Here is a 13,388-nt window from a genome sequence, read left to right as displayed (position 1 = left end):
GGTGGAAAGAGCTGTTGACATTACCAGCGGCCGTCGGCGGCGGTGACGTGACAAATCACGGACACGCGCATTCGCGGAATGCCCGGCCGGCCGGCCCCCCGCGTGCCGGCCGGCCGGGTTCCCTCCGCGGGTCAGTTGGCCCCGAAGATCAGGGCCCAGATCGAGTGGCTCTCCATCACACACACCTCCTCATCGCTGCACCCAGGCCGAGGCGGGAAGCCGCGCGGAGTCGTGGAACGCCGGACTGGCGGGTTCCACCGCGTTTCCGGCCGCCGCGAGGAAACCCGCGACGGCACCGGCCACGAACGCGGCGAAGACCGATTTCACCAGGGTCGAAATCTTGCAGTGGACGTTCACGACGAGCACTCCCCGACCTCGCTCGAAATGAAATTCAGCCGGTGGCATCGCATTTCTTTACCGGCCGGGTTCCAGCATCGCCGGGTCGGAGCGGTCCTCAGATGCCCGCTGTCACGGCCCTTGTGTGCCGTTTGGCTCAGAACGGGCGAAGGCCTGGAGCACGCGCAGCTTCCGGATGAGGATCCGGCGGCGGCCGGTCTCGACGATCTCGCGCTCGCGCAGCACGCGCAGCGCCCGGGCGACGGTCCGCCGGGCGGCGCCGACCTGCGCGGCGATGTCGGTCTGCGAGAGCGCGGCCTCGATGACCACGCCCTCCGGGACCGACCGCCCGTGCTCCTCGGCGAGCCGGAGCAGGTGCACCGCGACCCGCCGGGTGACGTCGAGGGCCGCCGAGTCGACCCGGGCGGACTCGGCGTTGCGGAGCCGGGCGGCGACGGTCTTGATCGTCGCGATGGCGATCTCGGGCCGGGCGTGCAGCACGTCGATGAACTGCGCCCCGGTCAGCTGGAAGACGGTGCAGGGCTCGATCGCGCGGACCGACGCCGTCCGCGGGCGCCCGGTCACGGCGGCGAGGTCGCCGAGCACCTCGCCGGGGCCGCGCAGGCCGAAGAGGACCTCGCGGCCGTCCTCGACGATCGCGGACACCCGCACCCAGCCGGCGACCAGCACGTGGACGTGGTCGGAGGGGTCGCCCTCCATGAGCACGACGTCGTTCGCCCGGAACCGGCGGCGGGTACCGCGGGAGAGCAGGTACTCGCGATCGGCGTCGGCGAGGTAGGCCAGGAGCGCCCCCTCGGCCGTGTCGTCGTGCCCGTTCATCGCCCCGAACTCCCGCTCCGCTCCGGATGCCCACCGTAACCCGGCGTGGCGGCGTTGGGCGAGAGCCGGAACCGATAGGGTCGCCGCGTGGACGTGGAGATCTACACCGACGGCGCGTGCAGCGGGAACCCCGGACCGGGCGGCTGGGGCGCGGTGCTGCGCTACGGCAAGCACGAGCGCGAGCTGTACGGCGGCGAAGCCACGCCGACGACGAACAACCGGATGGAGCTGACCGCGCCGATCCGGGCCCTGGAGACGTTGACGCGGCCGTCGCAGGTGCGCGTGTTCACCGACAGCACCTACGTGCGCAACGGGATCACGCAGTGGCTGCCCCGCTGGAAGAACAACGGCTGGCAGACGGCGGCGCGCGAACCGGTCAAGAACGCGGACCTCTGGCAGCGCCTCGACGCGGCGATCGGCGGGCACGAGGTCGAATGGCTGTGGGTCAAGGGCCACGCCGGCCACCCGGAGAACGAACGCGCCGACCGGCTCGCGGTCCGCGGGGCGCAAGAGGCGCGCGAGAGCGGGAAACCCGTCAACGCCGGTTAGTCCGGAGTGGACGGTCGTGGCACAATTCCCCGATGCCTCCCGTCCCGTGCCCGTGCGGTCTCGCCGAGTCCTACGCCGCCTGCTGCGGCCGGTTCCACGACGGCGCGCTCGCCGCGCCGACGGCCGAACTGCTGATGCGGTCGCGGTTCAGCGCGTTCGCCGTGGGCGACACGGGGTACCTGCTGCGGACCTGGCACCCGCGCACCCGGCCCCGGCGGCTCGCGCTCGACCCCGCGCAGGAGTGGACGCGGCTGGAGATCCTGGGGCGCACCGGCGGGGGCCTGCTGCACACCGAAGGCACCGTCGAGTTCCGGGCGCACTACCGGCTTCGGGGCCGCAACGGCTTCCAAGAGGAGAACAGCCGCTTCCGGCGTGACGACGGCCACTGGGTCTACCTCGACGCCGAAGCCTGAAACCCGTCCCGCGCACCACCTCCGCCGTGCTAAACAGTGCGGCGATGGGAAAACTGACGCGCCGCGCCCGGGCGAGGGCGGACTACCTCGGCTTCCTCGGCGCCCGCGAGTGGCCGCTCGCCGCGTCCGGTCTCGGGGTGCTGCTCGGGGTCGTCACCATCCTGCCGAGCGCGATCGGCGTGGTGCTCTCGATCATCGCGCTCGCCCTCGGCGTCACCACCTTCACCCGGGACGTGCGGCTGCTGCGCCGCCGGTGGGCCGGGTTCGAGTTCACCGCCATCGCGGCGCCGTTCCCGGCCGCCGAGCTGCCGCCGCCGTCGGCGTACCCGGAAGCGGCGTACCTCGCCGTGCCCGCCCGGGGAACCGCGCTGGTCAGCGCCGCGATCGACCGCGAACTGTGGGAAGAGCGGCACACGATCGACGTGGCCGAGCAACCCTACCGGCTGCCGCCGTCCCTCAAGGCGACCGCGCCGCACGTCCTCCCGCTGCGGGCCCGTGGCCGCCTGCTGTTCAACGGTCCCGTCGTCGGCATGCGCGGCGACCCGCTGCCCGCCACCGGGGCGCGGCCCGCGCCGATCCGGCTGCACCGGGCGCGGTTCTTCGACGCCGTCTGCTCGAACGAACTCGGCACGCTCCGCATCACGCGCACCGACACCGGCGAGGAGTACGACCTGCGCAAGGCCGAGCTCACCGACTCCGCGGGCGCGTTGCGCGAGCTGAGCGGCAGCGCGCTGGCCGACCACGTCGGCGTCTCCACGGTCGCCTTCACCACCGACGGCAAGCTCGTCACCGTCCGGCAGTCGGCGCTCAACGCCGTGAGCGGGCTGCTGCTCGCGCCGTCGGGCAGCGGCTCGCTCGAACCCCGCGACCTGCGCACGCCGGACGGCGGCGCGCGGCAGGCCCTGCACACCGCGGTCCGCGCCGGGATGGAACGCGAGCTGTGCGAGGAAAGCGGCCTCACCCCCGCCGACATCCGCTCGACGAAGGTGACGGGCTTCGCGCGCTGGATGGACCGCGGCGCCAAGCCGGAGTTCTTCGGGCTGACCGAGCTCGCGGCCGACAGCGCGGAGGTCGCCCGGCGCCGCCCGGTCAGCGGCGAACGGCTCTACAGCGCCGGCCTGACGCTCGTCGACGTCGACCTCGCCGCGATCGGCGCCGCGCTGGCCGCCGGTGTACCGCTCAGCGAGGCACTGCCGCAACGGCTCTGGGAAGACGGTTCCCTGCCGCTCCTGCTGGCCCTGCGCGCCGCCGCGGCGTGGCGGACCGCCCGGGTTTGACGGGAACGCCCCTGTTCTCCGCGTGATCGGACCGCTACCATCGTCCGCAATTGTTAGGAAAGTTCCCTAACGAAAGTCCGCAGTCCCCCGCCGCCGTGGGTGCCTAGGAGGCGCGCTAGTGAGCTATCGGCAGAAAAGAACCCGGACTCTCCTCGTGGCGGCCTCGCTGGCCGTCGCGGTGAGCGGAGCCACCGTCGCGTCGGCCACCGGGCAGGTCCCGGTGCGAGCGGTCGTCGCGGCCGCGGCCCCGGCCACCGCCGTCCCCGGCTTCCTGATCCAGACGTCGGCGCAGGTGAACGACGACTCGGCGGTGTCCAAGCCGGGGTACAACACCTCGGGCTGGTACCCGGTCGGCCCCCGCTCGACCGTCTACGCCGGCCTGCTGGCCAACGGCAAGTACGCCGACCCGTTCTACTCCACCAACATGAAGAACGTGCCGACCGCGGACTTCCAGGTCCCTTGGTGGTACCGCACCGACCTCACCGTCACCGACACCACGCAGCGGACGTACCTCGACTTCAGCGGCGTGCTGTCCAAGGCCGACGTCTGGGTCAACGGGACGCGGATCGCGGACAAGTCCCAGGTCAACGGCGCCTACACCCGCCACGACCTGGACATCACCGCGCAGGTGAAGTCGGGCGCGAACAGCATCGCGTTCAAGGTCTACCCGAACGACCCGAACAAGGACCTGTCGATGGGCTGGATCGACTGGGCCCAGACCCCGCCGGACCAGAACATGGGCATCGTGCGGGACGTCCTCGTCCGGCGCAGCGGCCCGGTGGCGCTGCGCGGCGGCCACGTCGTGACCAAGCTGACCGGGCTGAGCCACGCCGACCTCACGGTGAAGGCCGACGTCCGCAACGACTCCGCGGCCGCGGTCTCGGCGACGGTGTCCGGCACGGTCGCCGGCAAACCGGTCACCCAGACCGTTTCCCTGGCCGCCAAGGAGAAGAAGACCGTCACGTTCGGCGTGGTCGGGATCGACAACCCGCAGGTCTGGTGGCCGGCCGGGATGGGCGGGCAGCCGCTCTACGACCTCGACCTGACCGCGGCCGTCGGCGGAACCGCGTCGGACACCTCGCACTCGAGCTTCGGCGTCCGCCAGGTGACGGCGAACAAGAACTCGAGCGGCGGCCGGGCGTACACGATCAACGGGCGCCCGCTGCTGATCAAGGGCGGCGGCTACTCGCCGGACCTGTTCCTGCGCTGGAACGAGCAGTACGCGGCGGACAAGCTCGCCTACGTCAAGGACCTCGGGCTCAACACCGTGCGCCTGGAAGGGCACATCGAGCCGGACGAGTTCTTCGACCTCGCCGACCGGATGGGCGTGCTGACGCTGCCCGGCTGGGAGTGCTGCGACAAGTGGGAAGGCCAGGTCAACGGCGACGAGAAGGGTGACCCCTGGACCGCCGCGGACTACCCGGTCGCGAAGGCGTCGATGACCGCGGAGGCCGAGCGCCTGCGCGACCACCCGAGCGTCATCTCGTTCCTCATCGGCAGCGACTTCGCCCCGGACGCGACCATCGAGAAGAACTACCTCGACGCGCTGAGCGCCGCGGACTGGCCCACCCCGGTCGTCCCGGCCGCGTCGGCGAAGTCGTCGCCGCAGCTCGGGTCGTCCGGCATGAAGATGAACGGGCCGTACGACTACGTGCCGCCGAACTACTGGTACGACAAGGCGCACACCGACCTCGGCGGCGCGTGGAGCTTCAACTCCGAAACCAGTGCCGGGCCGGACATCCCGACCATGGACACGCTCAAGCGGATGATGTCCTCGAGCGAGCTCGACACGCTGTGGAAGAACCCGTCGGCCACGCAGTACCACCGGTCCTCGTCCTCGACGTTCGGCAACCTGAAGCTGTTCGGCGACGCGCTGGCCGGCCGCTACGGCAAGCCGGCGAACCTCGACGACTACGTCCGGAAGGCGCAGCTGGCGCAGTACGAGAACGTCCGCGCCGAGTTCGAGTCGCACTCGCGCAACTTCAGCGACGGCTCGAACCCGGCCACCGGGATCATCTACTGGATGCTCAACAGCGGCTGGACGTCGCTGCACTGGCAGCTGTTCGACGCCTACCTCGACCAGAACGGCTCCTACTTCGGGGCCAAGAAAGCGAACGAGCCGCTGCACATCCAGTACTCGTACGACACCAAGTCGGTGGTCGTGGTGAACCACAACCACGACGCGGCGTCGGGCCTCACCGCGCGCGTGCAGCTGTTCAACCTGGACGGGACGGCGAAGTACGACCAGTCCAAGGCCGTTTCGGTGGGCGGCGACGGCGCGAAGACGACCGCGCTGACCATCGGCTCGGTGAGCGGGCTGTCGACGACGTACCTGGCGAAGCTGGTGCTCACCGACTCGTCGGGCAAGGAGGTCAGCCGGAACGTGTACTGGCTGTCCACCAAGGCCGACACGCTCGACTGGGGCAACAGCGACTGGTACTACACGCCTCAGTCGGCCTACGCGGACCTGTCCGGCCTGAACGGCCTGGCCCAGGTTCCGCTGGGCTCGACGGCCAGCACGACGACGAACGGCGACGGCACCACGACGACCAAGGTGACGCTGACGAACCCGGCGGCCGGCAAGGTGCCGGCGTTCTTCGTCGACGCGCACGTGGTCGGCGCGGCGGGCGCGCCGGTGCTGCCGGTGCGGTGGACCGACAACCAGGTCAGCCTCTGGCCCGGCGAGTCGACGACGCTGACGGCGACGTACCGGACCGCGGACCTCAAGGGCGCCAAGCCGTCCGTGCGGGTCGCGGGCTGGAACACCAGGACGAAGACGATCCCGGCGGACGGCACGGTCACCCCCGGCAACCCCGCCGACTACCAGGCCGAGAACGCCACGATCACCAACGGCGTCGCGGAGTCGAACCACGCCGGCTTCACCGGCACCGGCTTCGTCAACTACGACAACGCGACGGGCAGCGCGGTGGAGTTCACCGTGAACGCGGCGTCGGCCGGCGCCGCGAACGTCGTCCTGCGGTACGCCAACGGCACCACGGTGAACCGGCCGATGGACCTCACGGTGAACGGTACGAAGGTGGCGTCCGCGGTGGCGTTCGGCGGCACGGGCAACTGGGACACGTGGCAGACGGTCACGATCCCGGTCACGCTGACCGCGGGGACGAACAAGATCAAGGCGACCGCGACGACCGCCAACGGCGGCCCGAACGTCGACAAGATCACCGTCTAGCACCTGACCGAGGGCGGCACTTTCACGTGAAAGTGCCGCCCTCGGTCAGGTCCGGGGGAGGCGCTGTCAACCGGCTCCCGGCCGATGGTCCCGGCTCATCACCTCGGCCAGGCGTCCTGCTCCCGGATCAGGAGCTGCCATGGCCGCGTCACCGAGCGCGCGCAGGACCGAACGAGGGTTGTCGAGCAGAGACGGGTCGCGGTCGAGCATGGCGATTTCCGTCTGCGTGAGGTTGCGAACGAGCGGAACGCCGTCGATCTTGACGATCAGGACCGAGCCGATCTGAACCATGGCTGTCGGTGAAGCCTCGAGAGCGACGAGCAGTTTCGCGACCGCATCTCCCTGAGCCTGGTCGACGTGCGCCTGGTTCTTGGTGAGGAGCTGGAGCTCGATCCCGCGTTCGACCTTCTCGAGGCGCCGACGCATCTCTTCCGATGAACTGGCCCGGCGCAGTCGGAAGACGAATGAGCGACGCCAGGATCCCTGCTGCGCCGGGTACGCGCGAACGACCGTGAACCCCTGCGAATTCAACAGGTTCTTGACGGCGTCTTGAACCTCGACGCTGCCGGATTCGCCCTCGAGCCAGATCCGGACGGGAATCGGGAGCTGAACCGGAGGGCCGGTGTAAGTCGGCGCTGCCGCGATGCCTGCGGCCTCGGCGTCGCCCTTGAGGTGGCTTTCGACCCGCAGCTGCAGCGCCCGCTGCACGGCGACCGTCCCCCGCGTTCGTTCGGCTTGCGGCTGCTCCGATCTGTCGCCTCCGTCGGCCGGAGCCGGTCGTCGCCGTCGGCGACGCGCAAGCTGCCGTTTCCCGGTGAGACGCGACGAGTTGCTCGGCCCTTTGTCTCGCCCTGAGCTCATCCAGCTGCCTCCGGTTCGCGTGGGCATCGGGGACGAACACTAGGTCGCAGCCACTCGCCCTTCTGCTACACGCGGGCCGATGCACGCCGCGGGCCGCCCTCGGTCATTCCCAGAGGAGGCGCTGGGCGCAGTCCGGGTCCGAGACCGTCGTCGAGACGTCGTCGAAGAGGCGCGTCACGCGGTCGTCGCCCGTGTAGCGCGGCCAGCCCGGGTCGCCGGTCGCGATGAACCGGACCCACGAGCCGAACATCTCCGTCGCCATCGCCTGCATGCGCTCCGCCGGGAACGTCCGGCCGGCGAAGAGGAACCGCCAGTTCTTGTTGCGGATGTCGTCGAACGTCAACGGCAGGTCCAGCCCGTGCGGTGCGCCGAGGCCCTTGCCCCGCGGGGCGATCCGCCAGTCCAGCCGGTACATCCAGGCGGCCGGCTGCTTCCCGGCGAACCGGATCGCCGGGATCCACCAGTCCCCCGCGGTCAGCGCGCGGTTGCGGATCTGCTCCTCGGGCCAGTCGAGCAACTCGCCGTACGCCGAGACGGCCTTCTCGACCTCGGTGGCGTCCAGCATCGTCGACCCGACGCCCAGGAGCTTCGCGCCACCCGACTGCAGCCAGCTGAACAGGTCCTCCTCGTCGGCCGTCGTCCCGATGAGCAGCGGGACCTCGCGGACGGCGTCCAGCGGGCGTTCCGGCAGCAGCTCGTCCCCGACGACCACGCGGTAGGTCACCTTCGTGCCGGACACCGCCGAAACCCGTTGCTGCGCCGCGAGAATCCGCGTCACGGGCAGAGTCGCGAGGTCCTCCGGCGAGACGTCCAGCTCGGCGAGGACCGCCGAAGCGATCGCCGCGCCCTCGGCCGGGGTGTGCACGACCGAGCCGACGCCGGTGCCGCTCTGCACGATCGCCTGGTGGACCAGCCCGCGCGTGGCGGGTACGGCGAGCAGCGTCCCGACCGTGCGGCCACCGTTGGACTGCCCGGCGAGCGTCACCCGGCCCGGATCGCCGCCGAACGCACCGACGTTGTCGCGCACCCACTCGAGCGCCGCGACCTGGTCGCGCAGGGACAGGTTCGAGTCGGCGACGCCGGGCAGGTGCAGCATCCCGAGCACGCCGAGCCGGTAGGCGACGGTCACGACCACCACGCCGGCGCGGGCGTACGCGGAGGCGTCGAACTGGTGCGGCGCGCCCATCACGCCGCCGCCACCGTGGATCCAGACGAGCACGGGGTACGAGCCGGGCGCCGCCGGCGCGTAGACGTTCAGGTAGAGGCAGTCCTCGTCGCCGGTGAAGCCGCGCCCGGTCAGCTCCGGCTGCGGTGCCCGGGGTGCCCACTCGACGGCGTCACGGAGACCGGACCAGGGCGGCGCCGGCCGGGGCGCGCGGAACCGCAGCTCCCCCACCGGCGGCTCGGCGTAGGGCACGCCGAGGAAGGTCCTGACCCCGTCCCGCTCGGACCCGCGCAGTGCGCCGGCCGCGGTCTCCACCGTCGTCACGGACCCAGCCTACGAACTTGCCCTGGAGCGCGCTCCAGCGTGTTGACTACCAGCCATGAGCGCAGCCGAAAACAAGGAACTCCTGAGAACCGCCTTCGCCGCCTGGGCCACCGGCGACATCCGGCCGCTGGTCGCCGCCATGGCCGACGACGTCACCTGGACCGTCGGCGGGCACAACAGCTGGTCCGGCAGCTTCGCCGGCAAGGACTCCGTCCGCCGGGACCTGCTCGGGCCGCTCGGCGAGCAGTTCGACGGCGTCTACACGAGCACCGCGAGCCGGTTCGTGGCCGAGGACGACGTCGTCGTGGTCGAGACGCGGGGCAGCGTCGCCACCAAGACCGGGCGGCGCTACGACAACCAGTACTGCTTCGTCTTCCGGCTCGAGGGTGGCCGGATCCGCGAGATCACCGAGTACATGGACACCCAGCTGGTCGCCGAAGTGCTCCCCGAGCTGGCCAGGTGACACCCGCCGCGGCGGGCGGGTAATGATTACCCCGTGCACATAGCGGCAGAGATAGTGGCGCTGGTCGTGACGGTCCTCGTCGTCAGCGCCGTGGCGCGGCGGCTGGACTGGTCCGCCCCGCTGTGCCTGATCGTCGTCGGCGTCGCGGCGTCGTACGTCCCCGGCGTGCCCGAGTACCACCTCGACCCCGAGGTCGTGCTGCTCGGCCTGCTCCCCCCGCTGCTGTACTCGGCGGCCATCCAGACGTCGCTGGTCGACTTCCGGAAGAACCGCGGCGCGATCGGGCTGATGTCGGTCGGGCTGGTCGTGTTCACCGCGTTCGGGGTCGGGCTGGTCGCCTGGGCGGTGATCCCCGGCCTCCCGCTGGCCGGCGGCATCGCGCTCGGGGCGATCGTGGCGCCGCCGGACGCGGTCGCGGCCAGCGTCGTGGCCCGCCGGGTCGGCATGCCCCGCAAGCTGATCCGGCTTCTCGAAGGCGAGAGCCTCTTCAACGACGCGGCCGCGCTGGTCGCCCTGCGCACGGCCATCGCCGCGCTGGCCGGCTCGGTCAGCTTCTGGCAGGTCGGCGCCGACTTCCTGCGCGCGGCCATCGGCGGGATCGTGCTCGGGCTGGTCGTCGGGTTCGTGGCCGCGTTCATCCGCGCCCGGCTGAACGAGCCGGTGCTGGACACCGCGCTGTCGTTCGCGGTGCCGTTCATCGCCTACATCCCGACCGAGGCGATCCACGGGTCCGGCGTGCTCGCCGTGGTCGTCGCCGGGCTCATCCTGGGGCACAAGGCACCGAAGATCCTCTCCGGCTCGGCCCGGCTGGCCAGCAGGCTGAACTGGCAGACCATCGCGTTCCTGCTGGAGAACATGGTCTTCTTGCTGATCGGCCTGCAGCTGCGGCGGATCCTGTCCGAAGTGGGCGAATCCGGGCTGTCGCTGGGCATGCTGACGTGGATCTGCGTGGCGGTGCTCGCCGCGACGATCTTCACGCGGATGCTGTGGCTGGTCGGGATCGGCACCGTGAAACGGCTGGAGCGGCGGTTCCTGCCCGGCAAGACCCGGTCGAAGATCTGGCCGTGGCGCTACTCGGCGGTGATCTCCTGGGCGGGCATGCGCGGGGTCGTCACGCTCGCCGCGGCCTTCGTGCTGCCGGCGGACACCCCGCAGCGGGCCGTGCTGGTGCTCGCCGCGTTCGTCGTCGTGGCCGGCACGCTCGCCGTGCAGGGCATGACGCTGCCGCCGCTGATCCGGCGGCTGCGCCTGCCGCGGCCCGACCCGGCGGAGGACGCGCTGCAGGAAGCGTCCGTGCTGCACGACATGACCACGGCGGCGCTGGCGAAGCTCGAGGAGATCCAGCGGCCGGACGACCCGCCGGAGATCATCCAGCGCATCCGCGACCGGCTGCAGAACCGCTCCGACTCCGCGTGGGAGCAGCTCGGCCGCCAAAGCGTGCTCGCCGAGACGCCGAGCGACGCCTACCGCCGCCTGCGGATCCAGCTCCTCGAGGTGGAACGCGAGCAGTTCCTGAAGGCCCGTGACGCCGGCAGCGCCGACGACGACGTCCTGCGGAAGGTCCTGGAGCGGCTCGACATCGAAGAGTCCATGCTGGACCGCGACGAGGAAGAGCCCGAAGTCGAAGGCCGCGAGCTGCGCACACCGGCCGCGACGGCCGGCTCGTGCAAGCACCTGGCCCACGAGTGGGTCGAGCGCGAGCCCAGCTCGCCGGACACCTGCGCTGCCTGCGTCGAGGAGGGCACCACCTGGGTGCACCTGCGGATGTGCCTGAAGTGCGGCAACGTCGCCTGCTGCGACTCCTCGCCGCGCCGGCACGCCACCCGGCACTTCCACGAAAGCCGGCACCCGGTCATGCGGAGCTTCGAGCCGGGCGAGACCTGGCGGTGGTGTTTCGTGGACAAGCAACTCGGATAATGTCGGGGCCATGAGCACCCCTGAGCAGGAGATCGAGTACCGCCAGCACCGCTTCAGCCCGCCGCCGGGCGCGACGGAGATCTTCCTGGTGCGGCACGGCGAGTCGGCTCCCGCCCGAGGCGAAAACCCGTTCGAGCTGGTCGACGGCCAGGCCGACCCGGAGCTCGCCCCCGACGGCCGCGACCACGCCCGGCGCGTCGGCGACCGGCTGGCCGGCGAGCGGATCGACGCGATCTACGTGACGACGCTGCGCCGCACCGCCGAGACCGCCGCGCCGCTGGCGGAGAAGCTCGGGATCACCCCGGTCGTCGAGCCGGACCTGCGCGAGATCCACCTCGGCGACTGGGAAAACGGGCTCTTCCGGAAGTACACCGCCGAAGGCCACCCGATCGTCGAGCGGCTGTGGAGCGAGCAGCGCTGGGACGTCATCCCGGGCGCGGAGTCCGACGAGCGGTTCGGCGCCCGCCTGCGCGGCGCGCTGACGCGGATCGCGGCCGCGCACCCGGACCAGCGCGTCGCCGTGTTCACCCACGGCGGCGTGATCGGCGAGGTGTTCGCGCAGGCCGGCCGTTCGGTCGAGCGGTTCGCGTTCCTCGGCGCGGACAACGGCTCGATCTCGCACCTGGTGCTGCACGGCGACACCTGGATCATCCGGCGCTTCAACGACACCGGGCACCTGGCTACGCCGCTCGGCTGAGCTTCCCGTCCGCGACGAGCTGCACGGTCACCAGGATCGAGACGGCTTCGGCCGCGAGGAGCCCGATCAGCACCAGCACCTGCGTCAACCCCGCTTCGATCGGCCCGGCGCCGCCCAGCAGGACGCCGACGTAGGCGCCCGGCAGCGTCACCAGGCCGACCGTGCGGGTCTGGTCGAGCGCCGGGATCAGCGCGTGCCCGGCCGACGGGCGGCAGATCTCGAGGGCGGCCGGGCGGGGCAGGAAGCCGAGGGCGAGCGCGGCTTCGTACTCCCCGTGGCGGGACTTGAGCTCGTCGAGCGCCCGGCGCGCGGCTTGCGACGTCGCGGTCATCGCGCCGCCGATCACGATACCGGCGATCGGCACGAGGGCGATCGGCTTCGGGGGGACGACGCCGGCGCCGAGGACCAGCGCCAGCACGGGCACGACCCCGGCGGCGATCGCCGCGGCGGTCCACGGCAGGTTCGCCCAGGTCCCGACGCGCCGCGCCGACGTCACCGCGGCGATGGTGAACATCAGCAGCACGAACAGGCCGGTGAGCGGGGCCGAGCGGAGGACCGCGGTGATGATCAGCGACACCAGCGCCAGCTGGGCGACCGCCCGGGCGGCGGCGACCAGCACCGCGCGGCCCTGCCCGAGCTCACCCCAGCGGACGACGGCGGCCCCGGCGACGGCGAGCAGGACCAGCACCGCCACCAAGGCGGGCCCGAAGGTGATCGCGGCGTCGTGCACGCCGCCGATCTTCCCTCTTTTCGGGGGCTCGGGTGGCCGGGCTCAGACGGCGCAGCTGAAGAGGCGTCCCGCCTCGGCGACGGCCTTCTCAGCGACCACGACGCCGTCGACGACGATCCGGCAGCGAAGTTCGCCGGGCCCGGGGTTCTGCGCGGCGACGCTGTAGAACTCGGTGCGGTCGGCGGGGCCGGTCCGGGTGAAGGTGACCGACCACGGCGTCGTCACCTGTGCCCGCTGCGCGAGCGCCGAGCCCGCGGCGGCGTAGGTGACGTTGCGGGCGCCGTCCGGGCCGAGCAGTTCGTAGACGACGGTCCGGCTGACCGTCCGCACGGCGGCCGGCGCGACCGTCGCGGCCACGGGCGCTTCCTTGGCGGGTCCGCGCGCGGACCGCGGCACGATGAACGACGTCACCGCGAAGGCCGCGGCGAGCACACCCAGGACCACGACGACGCTCCCGGCAGTGCGGGCGCGGTGCTCGTGGGTCGCGGTGGGAACACCCATGGAGAGGTCTTCTCTCGTCGCGCGCACTTCCGTCGAGTGCGTCGCCTATATCTCGCCGTGACCTAACTCCGCGTTAGCCGCCGTGGCCGAGATGTCCAACTTTCACCCAAACGGGTGCGGCTCGG

The 13,388-nt window shown here is 71.6% G+C and carries 13 protein-coding genes; 7 read left to right on the top strand and 6 right to left on the bottom strand.

Features of this window, described 5'->3' with window-relative positions; translation table 11 throughout:
* Positions 1–189: 189 nt before the first annotated feature.
* Positions 190–366, bottom strand: coding sequence for a hypothetical protein (locus AB0B33_RS12630; protein ID WP_247021430.1), 177 nt, complete (start codon positions 364–366; stop codon positions 190–192).
* 102 nt (positions 367–468) lie between these two features.
* Positions 469–1,176, bottom strand: a complete 708-nt coding sequence (locus AB0B33_RS12625) for a Crp/Fnr family transcriptional regulator (RefSeq protein WP_247021428.1) — start codon at positions 1,174–1,176, stop codon at positions 469–471.
* A gap of 87 nt (positions 1,177–1,263) precedes the next feature.
* Here AB0B33_RS12625 and rnhA point away from each other — a divergent pair, with 87 nt between their 5' ends.
* The 4 genes from rnhA to AB0B33_RS12605 all read left to right on the top strand — a co-directional run bounded on the left by rnhA (position 1,264) and on the right by AB0B33_RS12605 (position 6,605).
* Positions 1,264–1,725 carry a ribonuclease HI gene (rnhA, locus tag AB0B33_RS12620; RefSeq protein ID WP_247021426.1) on the top strand — a complete coding sequence of 154 codons (462 nt, stop codon included), beginning with the start codon at positions 1,264–1,266 and terminating at the stop codon, positions 1,723–1,725.
* A gap of 32 nt (positions 1,726–1,757) precedes the next feature.
* The gene (locus tag AB0B33_RS12615; RefSeq protein ID WP_360770242.1) at positions 1,758–2,138 is read left to right on the top strand and encodes a YchJ family metal-binding protein; all 381 of its coding nucleotides are present in this window, start codon (positions 1,758–1,760) and stop codon (positions 2,136–2,138) included.
* Between the two features lie 44 nt (positions 2,139–2,182).
* Positions 2,183–3,415, top strand: a complete 1,233-nt coding sequence (locus tag AB0B33_RS12610) for a hypothetical protein (RefSeq protein WP_360770239.1) — start codon at positions 2,183–2,185, stop codon at positions 3,413–3,415.
* A gap of 118 nt (positions 3,416–3,533) precedes the next feature.
* Positions 3,534–6,605: a carbohydrate-binding protein gene (locus tag AB0B33_RS12605; RefSeq protein WP_360770236.1), complete on the top strand. Its 3,072-nt coding sequence runs from the start codon at positions 3,534–3,536 to the stop codon at positions 6,603–6,605.
* A 66-nt stretch (positions 6,606–6,671) separates the two neighbouring features.
* Here AB0B33_RS12605 and AB0B33_RS12600 read toward each other — a convergent pair whose 3' ends face one another.
* Both AB0B33_RS12600 and AB0B33_RS12595 read right to left on the bottom strand, forming a co-directional pair.
* Positions 6,672–7,313, bottom strand: coding sequence for a hypothetical protein (locus tag AB0B33_RS12600; RefSeq protein WP_360770233.1), 642 nt, complete (start codon positions 7,311–7,313; stop codon positions 6,672–6,674).
* A 256-nt stretch (positions 7,314–7,569) separates the two neighbouring features.
* Positions 7,570–8,955, bottom strand: coding sequence for a carboxylesterase family protein (locus tag AB0B33_RS12595; RefSeq protein ID WP_360770230.1), 1,386 nt, complete (start codon positions 8,953–8,955; stop codon positions 7,570–7,572).
* A 55-nt stretch (positions 8,956–9,010) separates the two neighbouring features.
* Between AB0B33_RS12595 and AB0B33_RS12590 the strand changes: the two genes are divergently transcribed.
* Genes AB0B33_RS12590 through AB0B33_RS12580 form a run of 3 tightly spaced genes read left to right on the top strand, consistent with a single transcriptional unit; the run spans position 9,011 to position 12,032 of the window.
* Positions 9,011–9,418: a nuclear transport factor 2 family protein gene (locus AB0B33_RS12590; RefSeq protein WP_360770227.1), complete on the top strand. Its 408-nt coding sequence runs from the start codon at positions 9,011–9,013 to the stop codon at positions 9,416–9,418.
* 33 nt (positions 9,419–9,451) lie between these two features.
* Positions 9,452–11,335 carry a Na+/H+ antiporter gene (locus tag AB0B33_RS12585; protein ID WP_247021407.1) on the top strand — a complete coding sequence of 628 codons (1,884 nt, stop codon included), beginning with the start codon at positions 9,452–9,454 and terminating at the stop codon, positions 11,333–11,335.
* A gap of 10 nt (positions 11,336–11,345) precedes the next feature.
* Positions 11,346–12,032 (top strand): histidine phosphatase family protein, encoded by a 687-nt coding sequence (locus AB0B33_RS12580; protein WP_360770224.1) that lies wholly within the window; start codon positions 11,346–11,348, stop codon positions 12,030–12,032.
* On the opposite strand, the gene AB0B33_RS12575 is transcribed toward AB0B33_RS12580, so the two are convergent.
* A complete protein-coding gene (locus tag AB0B33_RS12575) occupies positions 12,016–12,762 on the bottom strand; it encodes an ABC transporter permease (protein ID WP_360770221.1) in 747 nt (248 codons plus the stop codon). The two genes, AB0B33_RS12580 and AB0B33_RS12575, sit on opposite strands and share 17 nt — an antisense overlap.
* A gap of 42 nt (positions 12,763–12,804) precedes the next feature.
* Positions 12,805–13,263: an MmpS family transport accessory protein gene (locus AB0B33_RS12570; RefSeq protein WP_247021401.1), complete on the bottom strand. Its 459-nt coding sequence runs from the start codon at positions 13,261–13,263 to the stop codon at positions 12,805–12,807.
* Between the last annotated feature and the right edge of the window lie 125 nt (positions 13,264–13,388).

Origin of the sequence: Amycolatopsis sp. NPDC049159, assembly GCF_040648295.1 — a bacterium.
In the GTDB taxonomy this organism is placed as follows: domain Bacteria; phylum Actinomycetota; class Actinomycetes; order Mycobacteriales; family Pseudonocardiaceae; genus Amycolatopsis; species Amycolatopsis pretoriensis_A.
Note: the sequence above shows the minus strand (reverse complement) of the source record. Positions and strands in the feature narration are given on the sequence as shown.